This is a genomic window from Echinicola soli, from assembly GCF_006575665.1.
In the GTDB taxonomy this organism is placed as follows: domain Bacteria; phylum Bacteroidota; class Bacteroidia; order Cytophagales; family Cyclobacteriaceae; genus Echinicola; species Echinicola soli.
Window position 1 is genome coordinate 5,052,880 of sequence record NZ_CP041253.1, and the last position, 23,541, is coordinate 5,076,420.

Annotated in this window: 18 protein-coding genes and 1 pseudogene; 9 read left to right on the plus strand and 10 right to left on the minus strand. The window is 48.8% G+C overall.

The features are described 5' to 3' along the window. Window positions 1-3: 3 nt before the first annotated feature. The 4 genes from FKX85_RS19520 to FKX85_RS19535 all read right to left on the minus strand — a co-directional run bounded on the left by FKX85_RS19520 (window position 4) and on the right by FKX85_RS19535 (window position 6,873). Window positions 4-573 (minus strand): RNA polymerase sigma-70 factor, encoded by a 570-nt coding sequence (locus FKX85_RS19520; protein ID WP_141616317.1) that lies wholly within the window; start codon window positions 571-573, stop codon window positions 4-6. Between the two features lie 186 nt (window positions 574-759). Then, a complete protein-coding gene (locus FKX85_RS19525) occupies window positions 760-2,235 on the minus strand; it encodes a RagB/SusD family nutrient uptake outer membrane protein (RefSeq protein ID WP_141616318.1) in 1,476 nt (491 codons plus the stop codon). 21 nt (window positions 2,236-2,256) lie between these two features. Continuing rightward, window positions 2,257-5,376: a SusC/RagA family TonB-linked outer membrane protein gene (locus FKX85_RS19530; protein WP_229239702.1), complete on the minus strand. Its 3,120-nt coding sequence runs from the start codon at window positions 5,374-5,376 to the stop codon at window positions 2,257-2,259. A 303-nt stretch (window positions 5,377-5,679) separates the two neighbouring features. Then, complete coding sequence (locus tag FKX85_RS19535) at window positions 5,680-6,873, minus strand: polysaccharide pyruvyl transferase family protein (protein ID WP_141616319.1); 1,194 nt, start codon at window positions 6,871-6,873, stop codon at window positions 5,680-5,682. A gap of 266 nt (window positions 6,874-7,139) precedes the next feature. Between FKX85_RS19535 and FKX85_RS19540 the strand changes: the two genes are divergently transcribed. The 9 genes from FKX85_RS19540 (at window position 7,140) to FKX85_RS19580 (ending at window position 17,992) form a co-directional block, all read left to right on the plus strand. Further along, on the plus strand, window positions 7,140-8,684 hold the full coding sequence (locus FKX85_RS19540) for a lipopolysaccharide biosynthesis protein (protein ID WP_141616320.1): 1,545 nt from the start codon (window positions 7,140-7,142) through the stop codon (window positions 8,682-8,684). Further along, a complete protein-coding gene (locus tag FKX85_RS19545; RefSeq protein ID WP_141616321.1) occupies window positions 8,671-9,630 on the plus strand; it encodes a glycosyltransferase family 2 protein in 960 nt (319 codons plus the stop codon). Before FKX85_RS19540 ends, FKX85_RS19545 begins: the two co-directional genes overlap by 14 nt. Before the next feature lie 47 nt (window positions 9,631-9,677). Next, the gene (locus FKX85_RS19550; protein ID WP_141616322.1) at window positions 9,678-10,736 is read left to right on the plus strand and encodes a glycosyltransferase family 4 protein; all 1,059 of its coding nucleotides are present in this window, start codon (window positions 9,678-9,680) and stop codon (window positions 10,734-10,736) included. Window positions 10,737-10,829: 93 nt separating this feature from the next. Then, window positions 10,830-12,044 carry a glycosyltransferase family 4 protein gene (locus tag FKX85_RS19555; protein ID WP_141616323.1) on the plus strand — a complete coding sequence of 405 codons (1,215 nt, stop codon included), beginning with the start codon at window positions 10,830-10,832 and terminating at the stop codon, window positions 12,042-12,044. Next, window positions 12,045-13,283, plus strand: coding sequence for an O-antigen ligase family protein (locus tag FKX85_RS19560; protein WP_141616324.1), 1,239 nt, complete (start codon window positions 12,045-12,047; stop codon window positions 13,281-13,283). Continuing rightward, the gene (locus FKX85_RS19565; protein ID WP_141616325.1) at window positions 13,259-14,251 is read left to right on the plus strand and encodes a glycosyltransferase family 4 protein; all 993 of its coding nucleotides are present in this window, start codon (window positions 13,259-13,261) and stop codon (window positions 14,249-14,251) included. The genes FKX85_RS19560 and FKX85_RS19565 overlap by 25 nt, the downstream gene beginning before the upstream one ends. 223 nt (window positions 14,252-14,474) lie before the next feature. Further along, the gene (locus tag FKX85_RS19570; RefSeq protein WP_141616326.1) at window positions 14,475-16,202 is read left to right on the plus strand and encodes a right-handed parallel beta-helix repeat-containing protein; all 1,728 of its coding nucleotides are present in this window, start codon (window positions 14,475-14,477) and stop codon (window positions 16,200-16,202) included. Between the two features lie 11 nt (window positions 16,203-16,213). Then, a complete protein-coding gene (locus tag FKX85_RS19575; protein WP_141616327.1) occupies window positions 16,214-17,134 on the plus strand; it encodes a glycosyltransferase in 921 nt (306 codons plus the stop codon). A 138-nt stretch (window positions 17,135-17,272) separates the two neighbouring features. Continuing rightward, window positions 17,273-17,992, plus strand: a complete 720-nt coding sequence (locus FKX85_RS19580) for a sugar transferase (RefSeq protein ID WP_141616328.1) — start codon at window positions 17,273-17,275, stop codon at window positions 17,990-17,992. 223 nt (window positions 17,993-18,215) lie between these two features. Here the strand turns inward: FKX85_RS19580 and FKX85_RS19585 are convergent, their stop codons facing one another. The 6 genes and pseudogenes from FKX85_RS19585 to FKX85_RS19610 all read right to left on the minus strand — a co-directional run bounded on the left by FKX85_RS19585 (window position 18,216) and on the right by FKX85_RS19610 (window position 23,510). Continuing rightward, the gene (locus tag FKX85_RS19585) at window positions 18,216-18,476 is read right to left on the minus strand and encodes a nucleotidyltransferase domain-containing protein (RefSeq protein ID WP_229239703.1); all 261 of its coding nucleotides are present in this window, start codon (window positions 18,474-18,476) and stop codon (window positions 18,216-18,218) included. A 6-nt stretch (window positions 18,477-18,482) separates the two neighbouring features. Beyond that, a pseudogene (locus tag FKX85_RS21945) lies at window positions 18,483-18,857 on the minus strand (HI0074 family nucleotidyltransferase substrate-binding subunit); the annotation flags it as partial. 167 nt (window positions 18,858-19,024) lie between these two features. Further along, window positions 19,025-20,584, minus strand: coding sequence for a family 43 glycosylhydrolase (locus FKX85_RS19595; RefSeq protein ID WP_141616329.1), 1,560 nt, complete (start codon window positions 20,582-20,584; stop codon window positions 19,025-19,027). A 120-nt stretch (window positions 20,585-20,704) separates the two neighbouring features. Next, window positions 20,705-21,196, minus strand: a complete 492-nt coding sequence (locus FKX85_RS19600) for a hypothetical protein (RefSeq protein ID WP_141616330.1) — start codon at window positions 21,194-21,196, stop codon at window positions 20,705-20,707. A gap of 100 nt (window positions 21,197-21,296) precedes the next feature. Next, the gene (locus FKX85_RS19605; protein ID WP_141616331.1) at window positions 21,297-21,689 is read right to left on the minus strand and encodes a response regulator; all 393 of its coding nucleotides are present in this window, start codon (window positions 21,687-21,689) and stop codon (window positions 21,297-21,299) included. 939 nt (window positions 21,690-22,628) lie between these two features. Continuing rightward, window positions 22,629-23,510, minus strand: coding sequence for a glycoside hydrolase family 16 protein (locus FKX85_RS19610; RefSeq protein ID WP_141616332.1), 882 nt, complete (start codon window positions 23,508-23,510; stop codon window positions 22,629-22,631). Window positions 23,511-23,541: the final 31 nt, after the last annotated feature.

The window sequence follows — 23,541 nt, forward strand, 5'->3', positions numbered from 1 at the left end:
CGATTAACAATTAATTAACACAAGTAGAACATATAATACTTCAGGATCAAGCCGAAGCCGCAGGAGTTTGAGGCCCCGTTGCTTTTGGGTCTTGACCGTATTGATCGAGACCCCTAGTTGATCGGCAATTTCCTGATTGGACTTCCCTTCCAAAAAACCTAGGGCAGACACTTTTCTACAGCCTTCGGGAAGCGTCTCCATAGCGGCATAAAGCTCATCGATTACCTCGGCATGGATCATCCGTTGGACAATGGTCTGGTCCTGGTTCGAAATCTCGGCCATTCCATCATCTATCCCCAAATTTTGTTTCCGGTCACGAATCGCATTGATACTCTTGTTCCTGACGGCCTTATATAGATAGTTCTGGATATAGGCCAATTCGTGCTGAAGCATATTCTCTTTTTGTGCAAACTGGACAAATACATCTTGCACGATGTCCTCAGCGAGCCCCTTGTCCTTGAGATATTGAAAAGAAAAATAGACCAGTTTCTTATGAAAAGTATAAAAAACCTCTTCCAGCGTAGGCTTAGGGCCTAATCGAAATGTACTGGTTTGGTCACTCATCTTTTTCATCGGGGTAATTGATCAGAAAAGCATTAAGCCATATATCGGATGAATCAAAATTAAAGAATAACTGGTCGAAGTTATTTTCTTAACTGTTATCAATTTATTAAAAACCTCCCACAGGTTCACTATCAAACATAAAAAAGCCCCAAAAATTCGGGGCTTTTTATAATCAATTGCCTTTTGGACCACTGCTCAATACCCTGGATTCTGGTCACTGGAAGCGTCCATCGCCTGGTTATAGTTCAACTCATTGACTGGTATCGGCCATAGGTAATGTTTCTCGGCAATGCTGATCCCCTTGTTTTCGGAGACAAATTCCTCGGCCCTTCCCAGTCTTTTCAAATCCAGCCAACGTTTTCCTTCAAACTGGAATTCATAAGCACGTTCCTGCAGCACTGTATCCAAAAAAGCTTCCAGAGGCATCCCTGCAAGACTGAAATCCACTTCACCGGCTACCGTGGGATCAAGCCCGTAAGCCCTTCTGTGTACCTGGTTCAGGGCCTCCAGCGCCTCGGAGCTCACCGTTCCGGAGGCCCTTGCATCCGCTTCGGCAAAAAGCAATAGCACCTCTGCATACCGGTAGACCGGAAGGTCATTTCCTGCACCGGTATTGTCCGGTGCTTCCGGTTCCACGTATTTGCCATTGACCAGGGTGGTGGCCCCCAGACCAAAATCCACGGGGATCCAGAGCTGTTTCCTGAGGTCTGCATCATTCCATTGCGTATAAAATGGATTGGCCGAATCCCCGTAATGGGCATAGGCTCCTCCAAAATTATACAGTCCGGTACTCGGATGGTTCAATATCCAGGGCAATCCATTTCCCTGGGCTGATTGCCTGGTATATTTCAGGTAAAACACCTCTTCGGCACTGCTCACCAAGTCGGGGCCGAAGATCTCCCACTGGATATCTTCCACACTTTGCACTGGTATTAGGCCAAACTGTCCGGAATCCATCACCTCCCGGGCTTTGACACGGGCCGAATCATACTGTTCCAGCTGTAGGTAAACATCTGCCAACAGCGTCTTGGCCGACCAGCTAGTGGGCCGACCGGGCTGCGCGGGATCGGTCGGAAGACCGGCCTCCGCTACCAGTAAATCTGCCAGGATAAATTCATAGACCTCCGCTACACTGGCCTTTGGCACATCTTTTTGTTCGATGTTTTCTGCCGTCCTGAGAGGCACCCCTCCCCAGTTCCTTACCAAGTCAAAATAGGTCAGGGCCCTCAAAAAACTGGCCTCGGCCAAATAACGATCACGAACCTCCTGCTGTACATTTTCACTTTTCGGAGCATAAAAAATTACCAGATTGGCATTTCTAATCCCCTCATAAAACATGGTCCACCGACTGGCTGCCGTGTTCATATTGGTGGCATTCAAGCCATTGAAGTCATTGTACTGCGCCCGGCTCCCTCTTCCGTATCCCCAATCGGTATGGGCACTCAACACGGCCACCTGCTCCGATCGCACATTGCGCAAGGGTGTATAAATGGCATTGGTGGCCGCTTCAATGTCCGCAGCGGTCTGGTAAAAATTCTCGGCCACTACGGTCTTGGGTTCCTCTTCCAGCAAATCGCTACATCCTGCCAGCATCACCAGTGCCATCGCCATTAGCAGCACCTTAATGCCTGGACGATCAATATCTTTGGGTTTTATGTGGTATGTTTTCATGGTTCTATTGCGTTTGGATGGTTAGAAAGTGGCCCGTAGGCCCACCGTATATGATTTTGGAATGGGATAGCTGTAATGGTCGATCCCGAGGCTGGTATCGCCGCCATTGCTGTTGACCTCCGGATCCCACCAGGAATAGTCGGTAAATGTCAATAGGTTCTGTCCGCTCACATAGAGCTTCAGGTTGCCCAGCCATTTGGATTCAGGAAAAGAGAAATCATAGGACAACTGGATGTTTTTGACCCGCAGATAGGAGCCATCCTCTACGTAGCGGTCGGATACCTTCAGGTCATTGTTACGGCTGATCCTTGGGTATTTGGCATCGGTATTACTGGCCGTCCAATGATCCAGTAGCACCTCTTCGGGCATATTGAGTCCCTGACCATAATCCATGGTACTGGAAATGGAGCTGACGTTAAAGATATCATTGCCCTTTGATCCCTGTAGGAACAAATTCAATTGAAAATTCTTAAAGGTCATGGTGGAATTGATGCCGTAGTAAAAATCCGGGTTGGGATCCCCTATCGCCGTCTTGTCCGCTTCGGTTATTTCCCCGTCCCCGTTCAGGTCCTTGTAACGGATATCGCCTTGTTCGGTATAGCCATCCTCCTGGTAGCCCCAAAACTGTCCCAAGGGCCTTCCTTCTTCCATAATGGAAAAGTTATCCGCCACGGTCACCACATTGATGAAATTGGTCAAAATGGGCTCGCCGTCATTCAGGCTGACGACCTTGTTACGGTTAAAGGAAATATTTCCGCTGACATTCCAGTGAAACGCCTTGTTGAGCACAATAGCGTCCATGCTGAGTTCCAGCCCCTTGTTCTGGATTTCGCCTACATTGGCCACTGTGGTGGTATAGCCAAAGGAACTGGGCAGTCGAACGGTACTGAGCAAATCCCGGGTATTTTTGATATAAAAATCGGCTCCCAGCATGATTCTTCCTCCAATCAATCCCAAGTCCATGCCCAGGTCAAATTGCTCGGTGGTTTCCCACTTCAAATCCCCCGGGAGGACTGACTGCGGGGCAAAGGTGCTGTACAGCTCCTCTCCGAAAACAGTGTATCCCGGAAACAGCCTGTTCAAGGTACTGTAAGGAGCAATTGCCTGGCTTCCGGTCAATCCCCAGCTCGTACGGATCTTTAGTTCGGAAATGGCTTTTTGATCCTGCATGAACCCTTCCTGGGACACCCTCCAGGCCAAGGCCGCCGAAGGGAAATGCCCCCACTTATTGCCCTCACTATAGCGCGAGGAACCATCAGTCCTCCATGTAGCGGTAAAGAGGTACTTGTCCGCATAATTATAGTTTAACCGGCCGATATAGGACAGCAGCACGGACCTGGCATATCCGGAAGTGGGCACTCCCGGGGTACTGGCCGCCCCAAGGTTATCGGTCTGGAACAGGTCACTTAAAAATCCGGCGGCACTTCCTGCCAAATATCGCGTCTGAAAATCCTGATAGGTAAATCCTGCCAGGACGTCAAACTTATGCTTTTCGTTCAAGGTGTCGGTATAGGAAACGGTATTTTCATTGAGCCTGCTAATGTACTGACGGGTGTTCACGCTGGCATTTCCGTCACTATTGATAAAATTGGTCGTGCGGTAGACATCCGTCCGGTCATCCCTGTTCTCAATTCCGCCCAGTACCTTGATGGTCAGTTTTGGGATCGGGCTGTAACTCGCCGAAGCATTGGCAAGGACGATATTGGCATTGACTGTATTAAACTCCTCATGGATATAATTAAGCGGATTGATAATATCCGGGGAGACAAAGGGGAAATCCTCCGACAACACGGTCAGGGAACCATCCTGTGCATACGGCGTGGACAGAGGTGAGGCCACTAGTGCCGCCCCGATCATGGAGTTGCCCCTGGCACCACCATCACTGTCCCTTCTGGCGGTGGTCAACTTGGTCAGGTTGGTCGAAAAGTCAATGGTCAGCTTATCACTCAGCGAATGGTGGATGGATGACTGCAGGGCATAGCGGTTATAATCGCTCCCCTTGATGATACCTTCTTGGTCAAAAATACTTCCCCCTACCGAAAACCGCGTGCTTTCATTTCCTCCGGAAACCCTGATGGAGCTGGACTTGATCGGAGCCTTGTCAAACACCTGGTCCTGCCAGTCGGTTCCCTCACCCATGGCCGAAAGTTCACTTTCGCTGAAATAAGGGGCCAGCCCATCGTTTTCAGCTTGGGTGTTCATAAGCTGTCCGTACTGCCGCCCGTTCATCAGGTCAAGCTTTTTACGTAACCGCTGCACGCTGTAATAACTGTCAAACTCCACTTGGGTAGGTGACTGAACGCCTCCTTTGGTAGTGATCAACACCACGCCGTTTGCGCCCCTGGAGCCGTAAATGGCCGTGGCGGAGGCATCCTTGAGCACTTCGATGCTGGCAATGTCCGAATTATTGAGGTTGGTGGGATTACCGGAATAGGGAAATCCATCGATTACATAGAGGGGGCTATTGTCCCCTTGGATGGAATTGCTTCCCCGTATGCGGATATTTACCCCTCCGCCGGGAGAACCGTCATTTTGCACCACCTGCACGCCGGGAGCTCGGCCGGCCATTGCCTGGACCACGCTGGTGGTGGGAAATGCATTTACTTCCTCGGTGCTGACCTGGGAAATGGCCCCGGTAAGATCCGCTTTACGGGCAGAGCCATATCCGATGACCACCACTTCTTCCAGCTCTTCCCCTTGGCTTACAAGCGAAACATCCAGTTGGCTTTGATTGCCCACTTCTAGCTCCTTGCCCTGGAAGCCGACAAAAGAAAATACCAACACAAGACCTTCATTTTCAGCAGGAAGATTAATGGTATAATTGCCGTCCTCATCGGTGATCGTACCCGTCTCGGTTCCTTTGATCTGTACAGTAGCCCCTGGAAGGGAAGCCCCGTCCTGATCGCTTACCTTGCCTTTGACGGTTTTGACAACTGTTGGCACGGTATCCTTTTGGTTCAGCACAGGATCTTGGATCGGGGGGATTTGCGGTACGGTATCTTGTAAAACAGGCAAGACATGATGTGCCAAATGCTTTTCTGAAGAGGTCACGGTATTGGCAAAGGCAAAAAAGCAGGGGACTCCCGCCAAGCTCAATGTCAATACCAATCCGTAAAATCTAATTAATGGTATTTTCATCATTTCTGGGTTTAAGGCACTAGTGGAAAGACCTTAATTAATCCAATACCCATTCCACAACCCTTTTAAAACACTAAAAAATGATGAATATAGCCAATATATAGTTTTGAAGTGGTATTTTTGGAATATCCACGAAGGGCATTCGGATCAAAAAATAAATTTATTAGACAAATTGTAGAATTATTGTACCAATATGTAGATAAATTCACAATAAGCAGCCCAAGAGTCACCTGCACAAACAACTTACCATTATAGTAATCCTTTCCATTTCATACCCATTACCAAGGATCCTGCACTAACTTGCCCCTACGCTTTTGCGATGACCCCTGCCATTACATCAAATGCCTTTTTCGCCTGGCCGAGCTGAATTTGCTGCTTTTCCCTGTAGGCTTCCTGGTCCAAGGAAACGGCTACCTTGAACTGCGCATAGAGCTTTTCAAAGCCCACGGCAAAATTATTTTTGGGCAGCCCCCAGGTGGCCAAATAAGCATTGAGTTTTTCTACTTTAAGCCCCACATGGGGCACTGCATAGCTCATGGCCGTAATCGCACCGTGAAGGCTGGTGCCTGCATAGCACTTGGCATTGGCGATCAGGTACATGATATCCCAGATATTGTCTGCGTTGAAGTACTCATGGGGACTGTCCAACTGCTTGCGAACCCCGGCCAGCGCCAAGTGGTCATCGTGGTCAAGGGCCTTACCGATGGGACACAGGCACAGCTCGGTTGCCGATTGCCTGTAGACCTGTTCCAGCTGTCCTGCGATCATTTCCTCTTCACCCACGGTATTTTTTCTGTTGATCTGAAAAAACAGGTACTTTCCACGATGGGTCTGAACGTAGTCCCTTACCGGAGCGGTCACCCGTTCCTTTAGGTCGGCAATGGGATAAAATGCCGACATCAATATGGCCGAATCCGGAAACAGCTGGGCTGCCACCTGGTTTGCTTTCAGGTTTTCGACGGTTTGCCGGTCCCTTACGGCCAGGTAATCCACTTCACCGAGCTTCGATTTCATAAAAGGATACTTTTCAAATACACTTTTATCGATCCCCGATCCACCCAGGGAATTGAGGATCACCGAGCTTACCTGTCCAAAATCGGCTTTGGTAAACACCAATGGCAAAATGGTTTTTCCCTTTAGAAACCTGCGGGCCATGGCATTCAGGTCAATATATTTGGAAAGCCGGTGGCGGTAGCGGTGCACTTTCTGATAGGTGGGATTCAGGGCGGCAAATAAAGAATGCCAGGTCACGCCCAACGCTTCCCCACCTGCTACGATGACGTGATTGTTCCCTTCAGTGGTATTGCAGGCCTGGTAAAAAGCCGCCAGCCCTTCGGTGGGCTTGCCGCCCACTGTGGAAAGGTCACTTTCCACCAAGCCAAAAAAACGGAACCGGTATTCCTTTCCCAAGGATTCCAACTGTTTTTCGATGATTAACGGAAAAAGCAGGTCCCCATAATTATACCGGTCAAAAGCACCGATGATCAAAATATTTTCCATGCTTATGATGCTAACAAAAAACCTACCTGTTTTACCAATTTCACAAAATTTAAAAACTTTTTAACCGCTGATCGGCCTGGCAGGCGTTCAGCGGTGACCGTTTCCCTAAAAAAATTGGTTCACGTCATGGTTTCTAGCACCATGATTGCTAGAGCCTTTCCGGCGGTTTTTTACCGGGCCAGGTCAATTGGTCTCTTCCAAGCTCTCCATAAACCCTTCAATATCCTTATCTTGGACAAAATTACACCTGATACCTTGATCCATCTATGGCGGGACAATCTCCAGTAAAGAAAATCTTCTCCGGCTCTGTTTGGGGCATCGCTGCCAAGGTGCTGGATGCCGTGGCGAAGTTTGTGACCATTCCGTTATTGGTAGGCTATTATGGCAAATCCGACTATGGGCTGATCGCATTGGCCTTCTCCCTGAATGCTTACCTGCGCCTGATGGATTTGGGCATGAACATCGGTTCGGTCCGGTATTTTGCCATGTGGGAGTCCAAAGCTGAATACGACAGGATCGCCAATGCCTCGCGGTCCAGCATGGTATTCTATGGCCTGATCGGGCTGGCCAATGCCCTGATATTTGTGTTCATGGCCGACTTTGGCCCGGAGTTTTTCAATATCAGCGAAGACCAAGCGCCCACCTACAAGGTAATGATGTACATCCTGGCTGCCAGTACGGTGTTCAACTGGCTGTCCAATGTCGTCATCCAGCTGCTGAGTGCCAAAGAGGAGCTGGGCTATGTCAACCGCATTACCGTCATCAGCAGTGTCCTCAACTTCCTGATCGCCCTGGCTGCCATCCACTTCAAATGGCCCTTGACAATCTACTTCCTCTTTTACACCCTGTCCCTGTTAGTGGTCATTCCCTTTAATGTCCACCGGCTCAGACTATACCCTATCCCTTTGGGCAAGCTCCTGCTTCCCAAGTGGGATGGAAAGGCCTTCAAACAGATCCTGGGCTATAGCATGGCCATCTTCGCCATGGGGCTGTTCCAGTTTTCGGCCAAGGAACTGCGGCCTATCTTGCTGGCCAAGTTCGCCAGCGGAATCGATGTGCTCACCGACTACCGTGTCATCCAGACCATTGCCAATTTAATCATGTCCTTTGGCAGCATATTTCTCCAGGTCCTGCTGCCTTCGGCCTCCAAGGCCCATGCTGAAAACAACCAGGCAAAGATGGAGAAAATGGTTTTTGAGGCCACCCGCTATATTTCCATTTTCCTGTCCTTGGTAGTCTTTGCCCTGATTCTGAATGCCGACAACCTGCTGGTCCTATATATGGGCGAAAGCTACCTTGACCTTAGCAAATGGCTGATCATCTGGCTGCTTACCGTACTGCTGTCCATGCACAACACGCCTGTGGCCAGTTTGGTATTGAGCTCGGGAAAGACCAAGGTATTGGTGTTTTCGGCGGCCATAGGCTGCCTCATCTCGCTGCCGATCACCGTGGTCTTTGCCAAGGACATGGGCGTTGGGGCAGCGGTCATTGGCTATCTGGTCTATATGCTGATCCAGATGGGCTTTTTCTATTTCTACTACATCCCCAGGGTCCTGCACCTTGGCAGTGCCCATATCTTTTTGAAGGCCTTTTCCCCTTCTGTTTTGGGCGCAGTTATTGCATTGTTCCTGGCAGATTTCGCTGGTTCCTTGGCCGGCATTGCCCAGCCATACCTGGAAATGGCCTTTCAATCCACGGTGTTTCTCATCGTTTTTGCGGGCTTTCACTGGGCCTTTGTCATCAAATCGAGCGATATCGATTACCTAAAAAGCAAACTTTCAAACCAACCCGGACCCCATGCAGAGGAATAGCGGCACGACCTTCTCCATTTGTATTGCTGCCTTCAAGAGCAAGCACCTCAGGGAATGCATTGACAGCATCCTTGCCCAGACCATTGGTAACTTTGAGCTCATCATCCTTAACGACTGCTCCCCCCAGCCCGTTGAAGAAGTGGTTTCCCAATTTGATGACAAAAGGATACAGTACCATAAAAACGATAAGAACGTCGGAGCGCTTAATTTGGTCCAAAACTGGAACAAATGCCTCTCCCTGGCCAGCGGTGAATTTATCATGATCATGGGAGATGATGATCTCCTTGAGCCGGATTACCTGGAAGAATTCACCCTGCTTATGGCTGCCCATCCCTCCTTGGATGTCTACCATTGCAGAAGCAAGATCATTGATGATGGGGGAACACCCTGGCTGCTCACCCCTTCCTGTCCTGCCACCGAGGATGTTTATGACAGCATCTGGCACCGGCTGAACCAATACCGGTCCAATTATATTTCCGATTATATGTACCGCAGTGAGGCACTCCGGGACCAAGGGGGATTTTATCAGCTACCGCTGGCCTGGGGATCCGATGACATTACCGCCTTCATGGCCACCGGCCAAAAGGGAATTGCCCATAGCCCCAAGGCTGTTTTCCGCTACCGGAGCCATAGGATGTCCATTTCTTCCACCACCACCAATGGGCTGGCCAAACTGGAAGCAGACATGGGCTATGCCGCCTGGCTGAAAAACTTCCTGCAGGAAAACCCTATGGGGGAAACCGAAACGGTCATCTATCGGCACCTGGTCGAAAACCAAGACCGCTACATGCATGAACGGAGAATCTTTACGATCACCAAGATCATGGCCTCTGAAGCCATCCCCAACATCACCAAGTGGTGGTGGCACCGAAAGAAATTCCAGCTATCGGCCAAAGATGTTTTCCTGGCTGCCGTGAAAAGCAGAAAGATGAGAAAAGGGAAATGAAGAATGGAGGGTGCAAAATTAAAAATTAGCTAACGCAGGTTTTATACATGGATATTATCTTCAACCCACCGGTAAATACCGAAAACAAGTACATCCAGATCATGGTGGATCCCCTCCGGCAGGAAGGCTACCACATCCATGAACTGGACGGACTGTTTTCCAGCTGGAAACACTTTCGGCGCGTCCGTTTGATCCACCTCAACTGGTTTGAAAATATTGACGACAGCTCGATTTTCAAGGGCTTCAAGAGTTTTTTCCGGAAAATTATTGTACTGACAACCATCCACCTGAGCGGAAAAAAGCTGGTGTGGACCATGCACAACAGGATGACCCACGAAAAGAAAACCGGCAAGATGAGTGGTTTTCTGACCAACCGGCTGCTCGCCTGGTCCGATGCCATTATCATCCACTGTGAGCTGTCCAGACAGCTCCTGCTGGAAAAGTCACCTTCCATCGCCCATAAGATCCATCACATTCCTCATCCGGACTTTGTGGACAGTTATGGGCCTGCCAAGCCAACTGTCCCAACCAGTGGTCAACCGCTAAGGCTGTTGTTTGTGGGTGCGGTCAAACCGTACAAAAATATCGAGCTGCTTATGGAAACGGTCGGTGATATAGAAGGGATCTCCCTGACCATAGCCGGCAAGCCAAAGGACGACACCTATAAAAAAAGCCTTGTCCAATTGGCCGGCAATAGGCCCAATATCAATCTGCAACTCGAGTTTATTCCTGACAGGCTACTTCCGGAATTGCTGGGAGATGCCGACCTGGTGGTATTGCCCTATGATTTGAACAGCAGCCTGAATTCGGGCACGGTCATGTTGGCCTTCAGTTACCATAAAACCGTGGTCTGTCCAGAAATTGGCACATTGGTTGATATGCAGGAGGCAAAGGAAAATTTCTTTGGCTACCGTTACCGGGATCTTGCTGAACACCGGCAGATGATCAAGCGCGCCATTGGCAAGGCCCGAGCCCTAAAAAAACAGGATGAAACGGCCCTTGAAGGGATGGGCAAGTTCATGCAGGCCCATGTCCTGAGGCATCAGTCCAAGGCCCTGGTCGGCAACAGGCTCAAACAACTTTATGCAAAACTGTTAACGTCCTAGGACAAACCCTGCTTTTGTTCGAGAAATTTGGTAAATTCTAACCATAAAGCCCCTTTGTCCCAACTGTGGCAGAGGGCCGTAATTTCACACCCTATGAAAATACTCTATATCAATTCACTTTACGCCCCTGACATTCGAGGTGGAGCAGAACTTTCGCTTAAACTTCTGGTGGAAGGTATGCAGTCCAGGGGAGTTGATGTAGCGGTATTGTCGATGGTAGAGGACGGCGGCTTGCGCTCATCCACTGTAGACGGTGTAAGGGTTTATCGCGCGGGCCTTAAAAACAGGTACTGGCCGTATGGCACTGCCCAGCCTCCCGCCTACCAGCGGCTGCTTTGGCATGTCAAGGACCGGGAAAACCGGGACATGGCCGCCTACGTGCAGGAAGTCCTGGAAGAGGAACAACCTGACTTGGTTTCCTGTCATAACCTGGCCGGTTGGTCCATAGCGGTCTGGGATGAAATCCACGTCCGGGGCATTCCCATTGTCCAGGTACTCCACGATCTTTACCTGTTGTGCCCCAACAGCAATATGTACAAAAACGACACCGCCTGCAAGGGCATTTGCATGGAATGCAGGCTCTTGCGGCTTCATCATCAACGAAAATCCGCCCAGGTAGACGCGGTGGTGGGTATCAGCCAGAGCATCCTGCAGCGGTTTATCGACGAGAATTACTTTGCGAACGCCACCACCCAGGTCATCCACAATACCCGGCAGATCCCCAATCCGGGTCCTGCCAGGACCAGAGTGGAGGGCAGTCCCCTGCGTCTTGGGTATTTGGGCACCCTGTCCAAGATCAAAGGCATCGAATGGCTGATCGAAACGGTCAAGCAGTTGGATTTCCCTGTCCATCTCCGCATTGCCGGCAAGGGCAAAGAAACCTACCAAGCATACCTTGCCTCGATCAGTGAGGGATACCCCAATATTGAATTCATGGGCTATACAAAACCGAGCGAACTGTTCCCGGAAATTGACGTGCTCGTGGTTCCGTCCCTTTGGGAAGAGCCTTTGGGCATGGTGGCCATCGAGGCACTTGGCCACCATGTTCCTGTAGTGGCCAACAAGGCAGGAGGGCTGAAGGAAACGGTCAAAGAAGGGATAAACGGGCTCTTTTGTGATGCCGACCGCCCCGGTTCCTTGGCCGGTGCCCTGGAAAGGCTTTTCACCAACCCAACGGATTACAACCGGCTGAGTGCCCAAGCCCGTGAGTCGGTCGCTGCCATTTTGGACAAAGACAGGATGCTGGATGCCTATCAACAGGTCTTGGAAGCAACATTGACAAAAGACACCATAAAACCCCACCGATAGATGGCGACGACCCTGCAGCAACAAAACAGTGCCCTGCCCCTGCCTGTCCTGGAATGGAAGGACGTTCAGCTTTCGGAGCTGGTATTCTGCATGGCCATTGCGGCGACCTGCCTGCCCATCAAGGTCTACCCGGCCCTGTTCCTGGTCTCCGCAGGATTTTCCTATATCGAATCTGGCAAAAAGTATGTGGCCCCCTGGGTAATCGGCCTTGGAGTGTTCAGTCTTTACGCACTGATCAGCTTCTTTCAGGTATATGAAGGACAGGCTGCCCTGGTCACGGGGATAACCAAACTGATCATCAATTTTGCCTTTTTGTACTGCTCGTTCAACTGGCTTGCCCAGCGGAACAACCAAAACTTGCTGTACCTATTGGACATCACCTTACATGTGGTCTTTGCCCTGCTGCTGTTGCAGCTGTTGGTATACCACGAGGCCCTTCATTTTCGACTGATTGCCGGTAGCAGTTCCTCTGGACAAGCCAGTATGCTCTATGATCCGCAGCTGTTCTTTTGGGGATTGGCCGACAAGAACATGCTTGGCGCCCGCATTGCCCTGCTGGGGTTTCTGTATATCCTGGTCCCGGTTATCCGCTACCGACGGGTCGCCCTTTGGAGGATCGGGTTTATTTTCCTGCTTGCCTATCTGTCCCTTTCCAGGACCCCAATAGTGGCCCTGTTGATCGGCTGTGGTTACCTGCTCTGGACGGTACTCTCCAAAAAGCACCGCATTGTCATGTTGGTAGCCCTGGCAGTCCTTGTGCCCATTGTCCTCCAAAAGGTCATCCGTGTGGACGAACTTACTGCCTCGAACGACGGCATGGGCGTGCGGTTGGTCTACTGGCAGGCATTCTTCTCCCATATTGCTGATATTTCGCCCTGGGGCAATGGCTTTATGAAGGCTCCCTCCTTTCTGAACCAATATGCCCAATTTTACCATGGTGAGCCACATATCCACAATACCTTTATGTCCTGCTATTTGGAGCTGGGCATTATCGGGCTGGCGTCGTTTGTGCTGTTCTTGGCAGGCTATGCCCAGTCTTGTTTTATCATAAATACCCACATCCATTTCTGGGTAGCATGCTTTTTGCCACTACTTGCCATCATGTGCATTCTCTATTCGGGATACGATAATGATATCGTGATGTACCTTGTCCTGCTGGTGCCATTGGGCACATGCCGGGACAATCTCCCTTTTAGCGATGTAAACATTGGGTTATGGAACAAAAAAGAAAAGTATTGATCGACGGCCGCTGGGCCGGGGATACGGGGATCGGAAGGCTTTTCCGGGAAGTCATGCAGGCTGCCCCCCAGCAGGTGGACTGTCATTATATACAGACCAAAGCAGGGTTGGGCAATATGTTTTCCCCTGTTTCCCTTGCCAGGGACATTGCCAGGTCAGATGGTGAAATTTTCTACAGTCCCTCTTTTATGCCGCCCCTATATTCGAAAATGCCTTATGTTTTTACCGTCCATGACCTCATGCACCTGTTTTATTATTCTACCATGCACCGGATATATTACAGGCAGGTCATTGCCCGGCTTGCCACACGGGCCAAACAGGTCATCACCGTTTCACATTTCAGCAAAGCGCAGTTGGTCAGCCTGTTGGGCATTCCTGAAGAGCTGGTCACGGTCATCTATAATGGCGTAGACGATCATTTTCTGGCCAACCAAGAAGCCTCTTCCCTTGGTCGTCCCTATTTCCTATATATTGGCAACCGCCGGGCCAATAAAAACCTGCCGGCCATGCTGGAAGCCTTTGCCCATGCACACATCCCCAAGGATTATGTCTTTGCACTGAGCGGGAAGTCCGATCCGCAGCTCAATGCGCTGATCCAAGACCTGGGGATTGAAAAAAGGGTGCAGTTTTTGGGGTATATTCCAGAGGAGGAGCTCCCGAAGGTTTATAAGGGAGCCTATGCCACGCTGTTTGTTTCAAAAATGGAAGGCTTTGGACTGCCCGTCTTGGAGTCCATGGCATCAGGGACACCTGTACTCACCTCTACAAAAAGTTCCTTGCCCGAAATCGCCGGCGGGGCCGCACTATGCGCCAATCCTGCCGATATCCTGGATATCCAGCAGGGTATCGAGCGGCTTGTAAGCGACCAAGGTATGTACGAGGGGTTTGTCGAGAGGGGGCTAAAACGGGCACGGCAATTTCCTTGGAGCCGCACAGCAGAACAAACCTGGAAGTTGATACTTTCGTGAAACAATTGAAAGGTTGTCGTGTAAAAGGTAATTGGATGCGGACTGGACGAACAAAGCTGTTCATTGGCAGGGAAAGTTGCCGAAGTACAAACACCGATTATCTGGAATCCGTAATTTTAAGGGATTTACAAAAAAACAACGTCACCTGCATAAGCAGCTGACAATCTTTATTATAACAAGCGTAACAAGCACTATAACCAACTATTATTGAAAAGGGTTTACCATGCCACAAAAAATAAAAACGCATACCATAACGTATTACCTGGTCACCGCCCTGCTGCTGATCTGCGGTAGCGTATCGGGCCAGGCTACCTCCTTGGAGCCTTCAAAGACAACGGTGTGGAACGTAAAGGACCACCACGCCCAGGGCGATGGGCAGACCGATGATACCGGAGCCATCCAACAGACTATCGGAATGGCCAGTGCCGGGGACACGGTCTGGATTCCGGAAGGCACCTATAGGGTCAGGGCATTGGGCCTGCGGTCGGGCGTGCACATCAAGGCAGATGGCACCCTGGTGCAACAATTGGACAGCACGCAGGAATTCACCAACGGGCACCAGAACTCCTCGGCGCCACTTTTCCGGGGCAAGGACATTTCGAACGTCTCCATTTCCCTAAATGCCCAAGCCCTCCATGAAGCCATTTACCTGAGCGGCAGCCGAAACGTCACCATTTACGACTCCCATTTGAGCGGTGACAGCACCAAGTTCCGCTCCTTTTCCGGGATATTGCTTTACAAGTGCGCAAACATTAGCATTGGGCAGACCTCAGTCATGGGCTTTGGCACCGACAGGCGGCACACAGACAGTTACCAACCCGGAACGGGCATCAGGATATTGGAAAGCAAAGAAGTCACTATCCAGGAATCTACCATCCGTAAAAACGGGGAAAACGGGATTTTCATCCATGCAAGCCCCGATATTACGGTATTCCACTCTGATATCAGCTACAACGGCATGAGCGGCATCCAAGTGGCCTTTGGTACTTCAGGGGTGGAAAAAAATTACCGTTTTGAAAACAATACGTTCCACTGCAATGCCAGTGATGCGGTGGATATCAACAACCGTGGCCCCAAGGGCCCGCAGGCCATCCATGCGGCCATCATCAACAACGATAGCAGGGACAATGGCTTTGTGGACGGAAAATCCACTCCCGACGGCTCGGGTATTGCCACCCTGGTCAATGTTTCTGATGTGGAGGTGATCGCCAACCAGGCCAAGGGAAACAACCGCCCGGCCATTTATATGGAAGATTGCGGCGAAATACTGGTCAAGGACAATGTGGCCGACAACCAAGTGGAGCTCGTCGGCGGACTTAAACAACTGAACATGCTGTCCAATGTATTTTCCAACGTGACCTTTATCGATAACGTGCATGCCCAATATATCTGTATGGAAAACAACCAGCTGACCACCCTTCACCTGCCCAATGGCATACGCGTCGATTCGCTTTTGATCAACGAAAACGAGCTGGCCAATGCATCGATCAACATCAACCTTCTCGGGAACATCGAGCTGTTGGGCAACCGCATCGTCAACGAGGGCAAAAACCCTACCCTGCTGCTGGTAAAAGCCGATGGGATCCGGATAGCAAACAACCATATTTTAAGCCACCGCGCCCCTGCCCTGACCATCCACGCCTCTGCAAAGGACGTGCTGGTCAAAGAAAACACCATCCGCTCGGCCAATACCTGCATTATAGACCAAGGAGCCGTCAACCTTCGGATCGAAGGCAATAAGCTCACTGCCCTGGAAACAGGCAGCCATTATTTTACCCTTAGAAGCAAAAACCCACAGAACCTCCAGCTTACCGGAAACGAGCATACAGGAAAGGAAGAATATCCGGTAATTTTTATGGAAGGAAAGGGCACTGCCCGACTGAATGCGGAAAAGATCATCCGGGGCACCACAGAATTTGGAGAAATAAAAGTAGCCACCAGCAACCTTTAATGTAACACTGCATGAAAACCAACCTTTTTATTCCCACGCTAAATGCCGGAAAAAAATGGCATGAGGCATTGGAGCAGCTTACTTCCCAGGCCCTTCCTTTGCACCGCAAGGTGATCATCGACTCGGGATCCACCGACGGCACACTGGATGATCCATTATTGAAGGATTTTGATGTGATCTCCATTGACAAAAAGGATTTTGACCATGGGGGCACTCGGCAAATGGCAGTGGAAAAGTTTCCGGATGCGGAAATCTTTATCTTTTTGACCCAGGATGCCATCCCTGCAGGCCCCTATGCCCTATCCGTACTGGTAGCGGCGCTGGAAAACAACCCAAAACTCGGCATGGCCTACGGCAGGCAGCTCCCCCACCATGGCGCCACCACCCTTGAGTCCCATGCCAGGCTCTTTAATTATCCAAAAAAAAGCGAGGTACGAAGCCTGGAGGACCGGCACCGGTACGGCATCAAGACCATTTCATGTTCCAATTCCTTTGCCGCCTATCGTAAAACGGCCTTTTTCGACGCAGGGGGATTCCCCAGGGGACTCATCCTTGGCGAGGATGCCTATATTGCGGGTAAAATGTTGCTTAAGGGATGGGAAATGGCCTATATCGCCAATGCCCAGGTCCACCATTCCCATGATTATACGGTTAGCGAGGAGTTCAAACGGTATTTTGATATCGGGGTATTCCATGCGGACAGTGCCTGGATCTTTGATCATTTTGGTCGTGCCGAAGGACGTGGACTGGAATACCTCCAATCAGAAATTGCCCATGTCCTCAAACACGACCCCAAGGTCCTGCCCAAATCCATTGGCTCGCTATTTGCCAAGTGGAGCGGCTACAAAATAGGCCTGATGTACAAGGGGTTACCAACATCTTTTAACAAATTTTTATCCATGCACAAGCACTTTTGGCATTCCACACAGTGAGTAAGCCTTCCCCAAACAAGTGCCACAAAATCAGGGTTTAAAGCTAATTAGCTGCTGTTTTGAGGGCGATCCATCGCTTGGCATATATGTTGGCTTATGTTAGTCAGGTTTAATTTACTGACTAAATCAAGTAATAAGATGGCTAATCATAATCAAGAAATAATTTACACCAGGACGCTGACCACGACAGCAGCAATTCCTGATCTTTTTACGCTTTCGGACATGATCACCAGGGACCGTCTCCAAAACGGGATCCTGAACATGCAGATGGACAGTACTACCAAGATCATGAAAAGGATGTTTGACATCTTTTTCTCTGCCATGGTACTGATCTTGGGCGCTCCGGTATATTTGGCCCTTATGGCCATCACCAAGCTTACCTCCAAAGGACCGATCTTCTACAAACAAGAACGTATTGGCGAAAATGCAAAGCCTTTTGAGATCTACAAGTTCAGGAGTATGTATACCGATGCGGAAAAAAACGGCCCGCAGCTTACCAGTGGCAATGATCCCAGGGTCACCAAGTGGGGCAATTTTATGCGTAAAACCCACTTGGACGAAATTCCCCAGTTCTATAATGTACTGAAGGGCGACATGTCCATCGTGGGGCCACGACCGGAAAGGGAGCACTTTATCAATCAGATCGTCAGTGTATCCCCTAGTTACAAAAAGCTACAGGGCATCAAACCGGGCATTACCTCCATTGGCCAGGTGTATTTTGGCTATGCCGAGACCGTACAGGAAATGGTCGAACGGATGAAGTACGACCTGCTGTACCTTACAGGTGTCAATCTTAGGACAGATATGTACATCATCTACCAAACCGTGAAGGTCATGATAAACGGTAAAGGCCAATAATGAAAAAACAAACTGACCATTATACATAAACCACAGCCTGACCGGGTCGTCTTCCTCTGGATTATCCCATTTCTGCTACAATCCAACATCGCTAATAACTGTTTGAAAGGGGATATGAGGAAGACGACCCGGTTTATTTTTTACTAAATTGCCACGACTTCTCTTTGATATGGCTAAACCCCACTATTATAAAACTTGATGCCAACTCGATTTATGTGTTCAATTAAGTCTTTTCACCGATCCTATTATAACCGACTATATCAAACTTATATGGGATCATAAGATCTTCCAGCTCTATTGGTATATCCAGTATGTCCAATGTCAGTTCTTTTCCTTTAAGGGCAATGTCAATATCAGAACCATTTTTGTAGTCCCCCTTTGCTCTTGAGCCAAATAAAACTGCACAAAGTATTTTAGGATGCCTTTTGAACACTGCATTTATAGCATCGGGTTCAGCATCGGTCAGTCCCGTATCTTTATTCATTTCCAACTATTCCCCCTGATTACCAGTTCTTTCCTCTTCAAGTTTTATATCAAGCTCCTGAAGAAGCCTAACATACTCGGACTTTATTCCTTCCACTATTTTATGGGCCGTCTTATCATGATAGGTATGGCTAGTTAGCTTCCTGCTTTTTTGCATTCTTGCCCATCCTTTGCCATCAGAAATATACCCATATGAGAAGCATTGCTCCATAACGGGTTTTGGCCCGGTTATCCCTTGATAACCTTTATGCACCACTAAGTCCTGCAATGTTTTCTACCCCGGTTCATAGGTGTATTCAAAAGCCTTGATCAAACCTTGTTCTTCCATTTCATTCAATGGTTCATGGTTCACAAACTTTTCCAATTGCCTAGATGCTTTCTTAAAGTTAGCATATCACTGTACCCACCTGATATCCTTGTTATCATTTCCCATAATGCTATTATAGTGGGATTGTAGGTCCAATGTTAAAGATACACTTGGAATATATTGGTACATCACCATACTGCCCCTTAAGAAAAACCATTAAATGCCTGAACAGGTGACAAGGATCAATTTCCATTATAGGCCAGCTCAAACCGGATAAAGCTACCTGTTCCTTCACCTTCGACAAAAAGCCCAGGCTTTACCCCCCATTGCCAGAAAGCCAGGAACTCACCCTTAAGCAGACCGTTCTCCGCGCCGTCAACAGGTAGCTGCTGCCATTCCCCTCCCTCGGTCTGGTAGGAAAAGCGTACTTCATGGCCATTTTCCACCTGTGCTTTAAGGGCAACCTTATCAGTATCCACCGCTACGGATGCTCCCAACGGGGAAAACGCCCCATTTCTCAGTTCAAGTACCTGCAATCGGCCATCTTTCACAGCAGCTCCCAGCATATTGGCGTGGGTGCCATAAAGCATTAGTCCCTGTAGGTGGTCGGTATCGGTTGGCATTTCGGCCACCACCTGATATGCGGGCTTTTCAGGAACCACACAGAGTGCCGTGGCCCAAGTGTCCTGTTTATGTCCTCCGGACAGCTGTAATTGTCCATTTTCCACCAGCGCAACGGGATCATTGCTGGCAAGGTCCCAGCGCCACCAACCTTTAAGTTGGTCCCCGGAAAATCCATCTTCAATGGAAATGGGAGCTACCCCGCCGTCACTGTCAGCCATCAGGTCCACGGTCTTAAAATATGGCCAACCGGTTTTTTCATCCCAATAAAAGGGGCTGAGCAATGCCGATCTGCCCATATACGGAAACCCTTCCTTGGCATAGGCGTGGTAAAGGTAATACCAGCTACCCTCGCCAGTGGACACGGGCGTGCCGTGCCCCGGGCATTTCCAATCGCCAAAATCGGTCAAAATGGGATTGCCGGTATATTTTTCCCAGGGCCCTTCCATCTGCTTTGCCCTGGCGACCCCGACCTTATAGTCACAGCCGCCACCGCAACAGGCTGCGCCGGAATACAGCAAGTAGAGGTAATCACCGTGCTGCACAATGGACTGTCCTTCGATCCCCCCACGTTCCCAAGTTGCTGCTTCAGCGGTAACTACGGGGAATGCTTCCCCCTCCAGCGCCAGGCCATCACTGGACAGTTTGGATCCCAGCAGTTGGATGGGTTTGTCGGGATTTAGCCCGTAGGCCTTCCAGGTAATATAGAGCTGTCCCTGCTGGTCATACACGTATGCATCGATGCTTTCCGACCCCCATTCGATCAGCTCGCCATGGTCGGTAAAGCCCTTGCTGATATCAGTGGTACTGGCTACGCCGATACAGGAAATGCCGTCCTTCCGTCTGGCGGTATAGTAACAGTAAAACGTACCGTCATTATAAAATAGCTCCGGTGCCCAAAAACTGCCCATGGTCCAATCAGGAGCTTCCATGAACACGTAACTTTCAAACTCCCAATTGGCAAGGTCCGTAGAGGAATATACGGGATATATTGGCGCCCAATCATTGGAGGTACCACAGGCATAATAGGTACCGTCCACTTCGATCACCGAAGGGTCTGGAAATTCCCCACGGATCACCGGGTTTTGGATGGATAATGGCTGCTCAACGGCTTGTTTGGTTGCTGTCCCCCCACAGGCACACAGCAGGGAAAAGAGTAAAAATAAAATAGGTTTATGCATAGGTTTATCGATTTAGTGAGTAAATATAACGATATCCCACCAAACTGCAACGAAGGAAAACGATTCCCTATGCCCATAACTGACCAACCAAAATGGAAATGTTTTGTTTTCTTAAAATCATCACCTGTTAGTGGTGCCGACTACGGTCATTGTTCGGGACTTAATTTCCCTTGCATACAGGCAATATAGCTGCTGGGAATCGAATCGAAAAACCTCGGCCATAAAGGGAAATGTCCTGTTTTCCGGGGCCCAAGATGCCAATTCGGGAAAACCGACCGACTCAGGGGCCACCATCCCCATATAAGCGGGGACCTGGAAGCAACCAAAAGTCATGGTCTCTAAATCCCTTCCTTCCAGGTGTCTGGTATTTCCCCGTACCTTTTCCAGTAGGTAAACATACCCTCCTGCCCTTTCCAGCCAGGTTTTTAAAACCTGTCGGTAAAGAAGGGACCTGTCCAATAACAGGTGTATCAATAGCTGTCCGTCCAATTTGAATACATTCTTCTGCAGGATTCCCAAAGGGCTATAATCATATTTCCAATCGGGGATTTCCCTGATCAAATCCCTTGTTGTCCCATCCCAGAGGATAAGATGGTGTTTCAGATTATTCATTGAAAGCAATATTTCCAGTAGTTAGATTTCCAGGGTGTAGTTTCCTTGTATTATACCAGGATTTCCTCGAAATGGGCTACCCGAACAAGGATCAATGGGATTAGGTGTGGTCAATGCCTGCCCTACCGAAAATCTCGATCAATTCCTTTTCTTTTAGAGGCTTTTGAAGAAACCCGGCCACCATATCAAACCCATTTGCGCGATTCCTGTCCAATGGATCAAGTGATGAGGAAAGCATATACACCCCTATATTTCCTGGACGCCCTTCCTTCTCCAGTTCCGACAAAAGGTCCCAACCTCCCATTTGAGGCATATGTATATCCAGGAACACCAGGTATGGACGATCTACGGAAGCTTTAAAATAATCCAGTGAGTCAAATGCGGAAGTAAAGACGGTAATATCCACATCAGGCAAGACCCTTTTTATCAGCTTGCGATGGATTAGGTTGGAAACCGGATCATCATCTATTAGAACAATTTTTAACCCTTTCAAATATTAAACAATTTTTATGATATATATAACAATTCACATCAATCATATATCTGCATCACCATCCCCACGTTTACACCCATTTTTAATGGTTTTATATTTACCAAACTGTAAATGAATATCAACATTTCTATGTAATAATAAAAAATAATCGGGAAACAATCTTCTTTTATCAAGAAAAACATTATTTAAAATATAAAAACTTATAAAAAATAGGCAAAACACTATATTTAGTCTAATTGTACTAAATAAAAAGTAATTATCTTTATATCCATTCCTATACCATCAGTTCATTAGAAAACGTATCCATGAAATCCTACAAGGTTTGGATGCCGAAAACAACGGGAGTCCCAAACACGTGGACAATATGCCTGCCAGGTAGACCACTAACCTAATAATAACCAAAAATTGATGCCCTTGTAGGTTTGGTAGTTTTTAGGCAACCCCATTATTGACCGGGGCTGTTTCCATGCCCCCCTTTTCAAGGTTGGCCATGATCCTTTCGTTGCCCCTCTGGTAAACATTTTTACGGATGTTTTTTCTTTGTCGCTTTATAATAATATCGTTTTAAAGTGAAATGATTTTAATTATGAAGCTCCCCCAGGGTGCTGGGGACATTGAAGCCAAGGAGGATCGGAATAAACAAGCGGAAAAATAGCGATGGCTTTATGCCGAAGGTCCTTGCCCTGTATGGGCATTGGCGGCCTAACTTTGCGGGGCTATTGAATAAGAAAGAGGAACAAATGATTTATCCTAACTGTATGTCGGTCCTTTTTCTTATCCACTAGATGAAGCTTAAAAAAACTGCTCATGATTACTATTCATAATCCCACAAGGGAAATAGTATAAGAAAATAAGGAGGCCTACCCAGGCCCCCCTATCCAAAACTATGAATAACACTTTACTAAATTGCTTTTACATTTCCCACTGATTACCTGGTTCTTACTTTTTCTGGTATACCCTTACATAATCTACCAGGTATTTTTTCGGAAACGCTGTTTTGGCAGGTTCGCCACCATTGGAACCAATGGCCAGGTTCAACAGGATATAATGAGGCTGGTGGAAAGGATTGCTGCCATCAGGGTTAAGGGTTGTGGCCAGGTCTATTTCGTTGAGCAGCTCCCCGTCAAGGGAAAGCCGGATAGCTTTGGGTGTCCATTCCATTTTCCAGATATGAAACTTTTCCGGCCAATTCGGATCTTTTTCTAAAAATTCTGAAAAAGGTACTTTTGCTTCATCCCAAGCTGCCCTTTTTTGCTCATGTGCCCAGGCAGCGTTTGCCAAAATGGTCCCCTTCCCATTGACGCGGTAGTACTCCATGATATCCACTTCGCCATTGGCTGGCCAGCCCTTGGATTCGCCCAGGGTCCATATGGCAGGCCACATTCCCAGGGCCGTATCCAGCTTGGCCCTTACTTCCACTATTCCATACTGGAAGCTTTTTTTTCCGGCCGTATTGATGCTCGCCGAAGTGTATTCGGCATTTGGCCTGTTTTTTTTCCAGTCCCTGCTATTTTCTTCATAGCTTGGATTGGCCACCTGCTCCCTTCGCCCTTCTATCTCCAAAAACCCGTCCTTGACATTGGCATTGTCCTTTTGGTACCATTGCAGTTCCCTGTTCCGGACAAAGCCCTCCTCGTAGGACCAGAACCTGCTGTCAGGCTTTCCTTCCTGGTCAAATTCATCTTGCCACACCAGTTGGTACCCCTGGTAAGGTGAAACAGGCCCTTCGATCGACTTTTTGGAGGCATTACCAGAACCACATCCGGTCAAAAGGCATGCACTGCATATTGCCCCTAGTGTGATAAACAACATTTTTCTCATTGGTCTAATAGGTTTATAATGGTAGTTAATC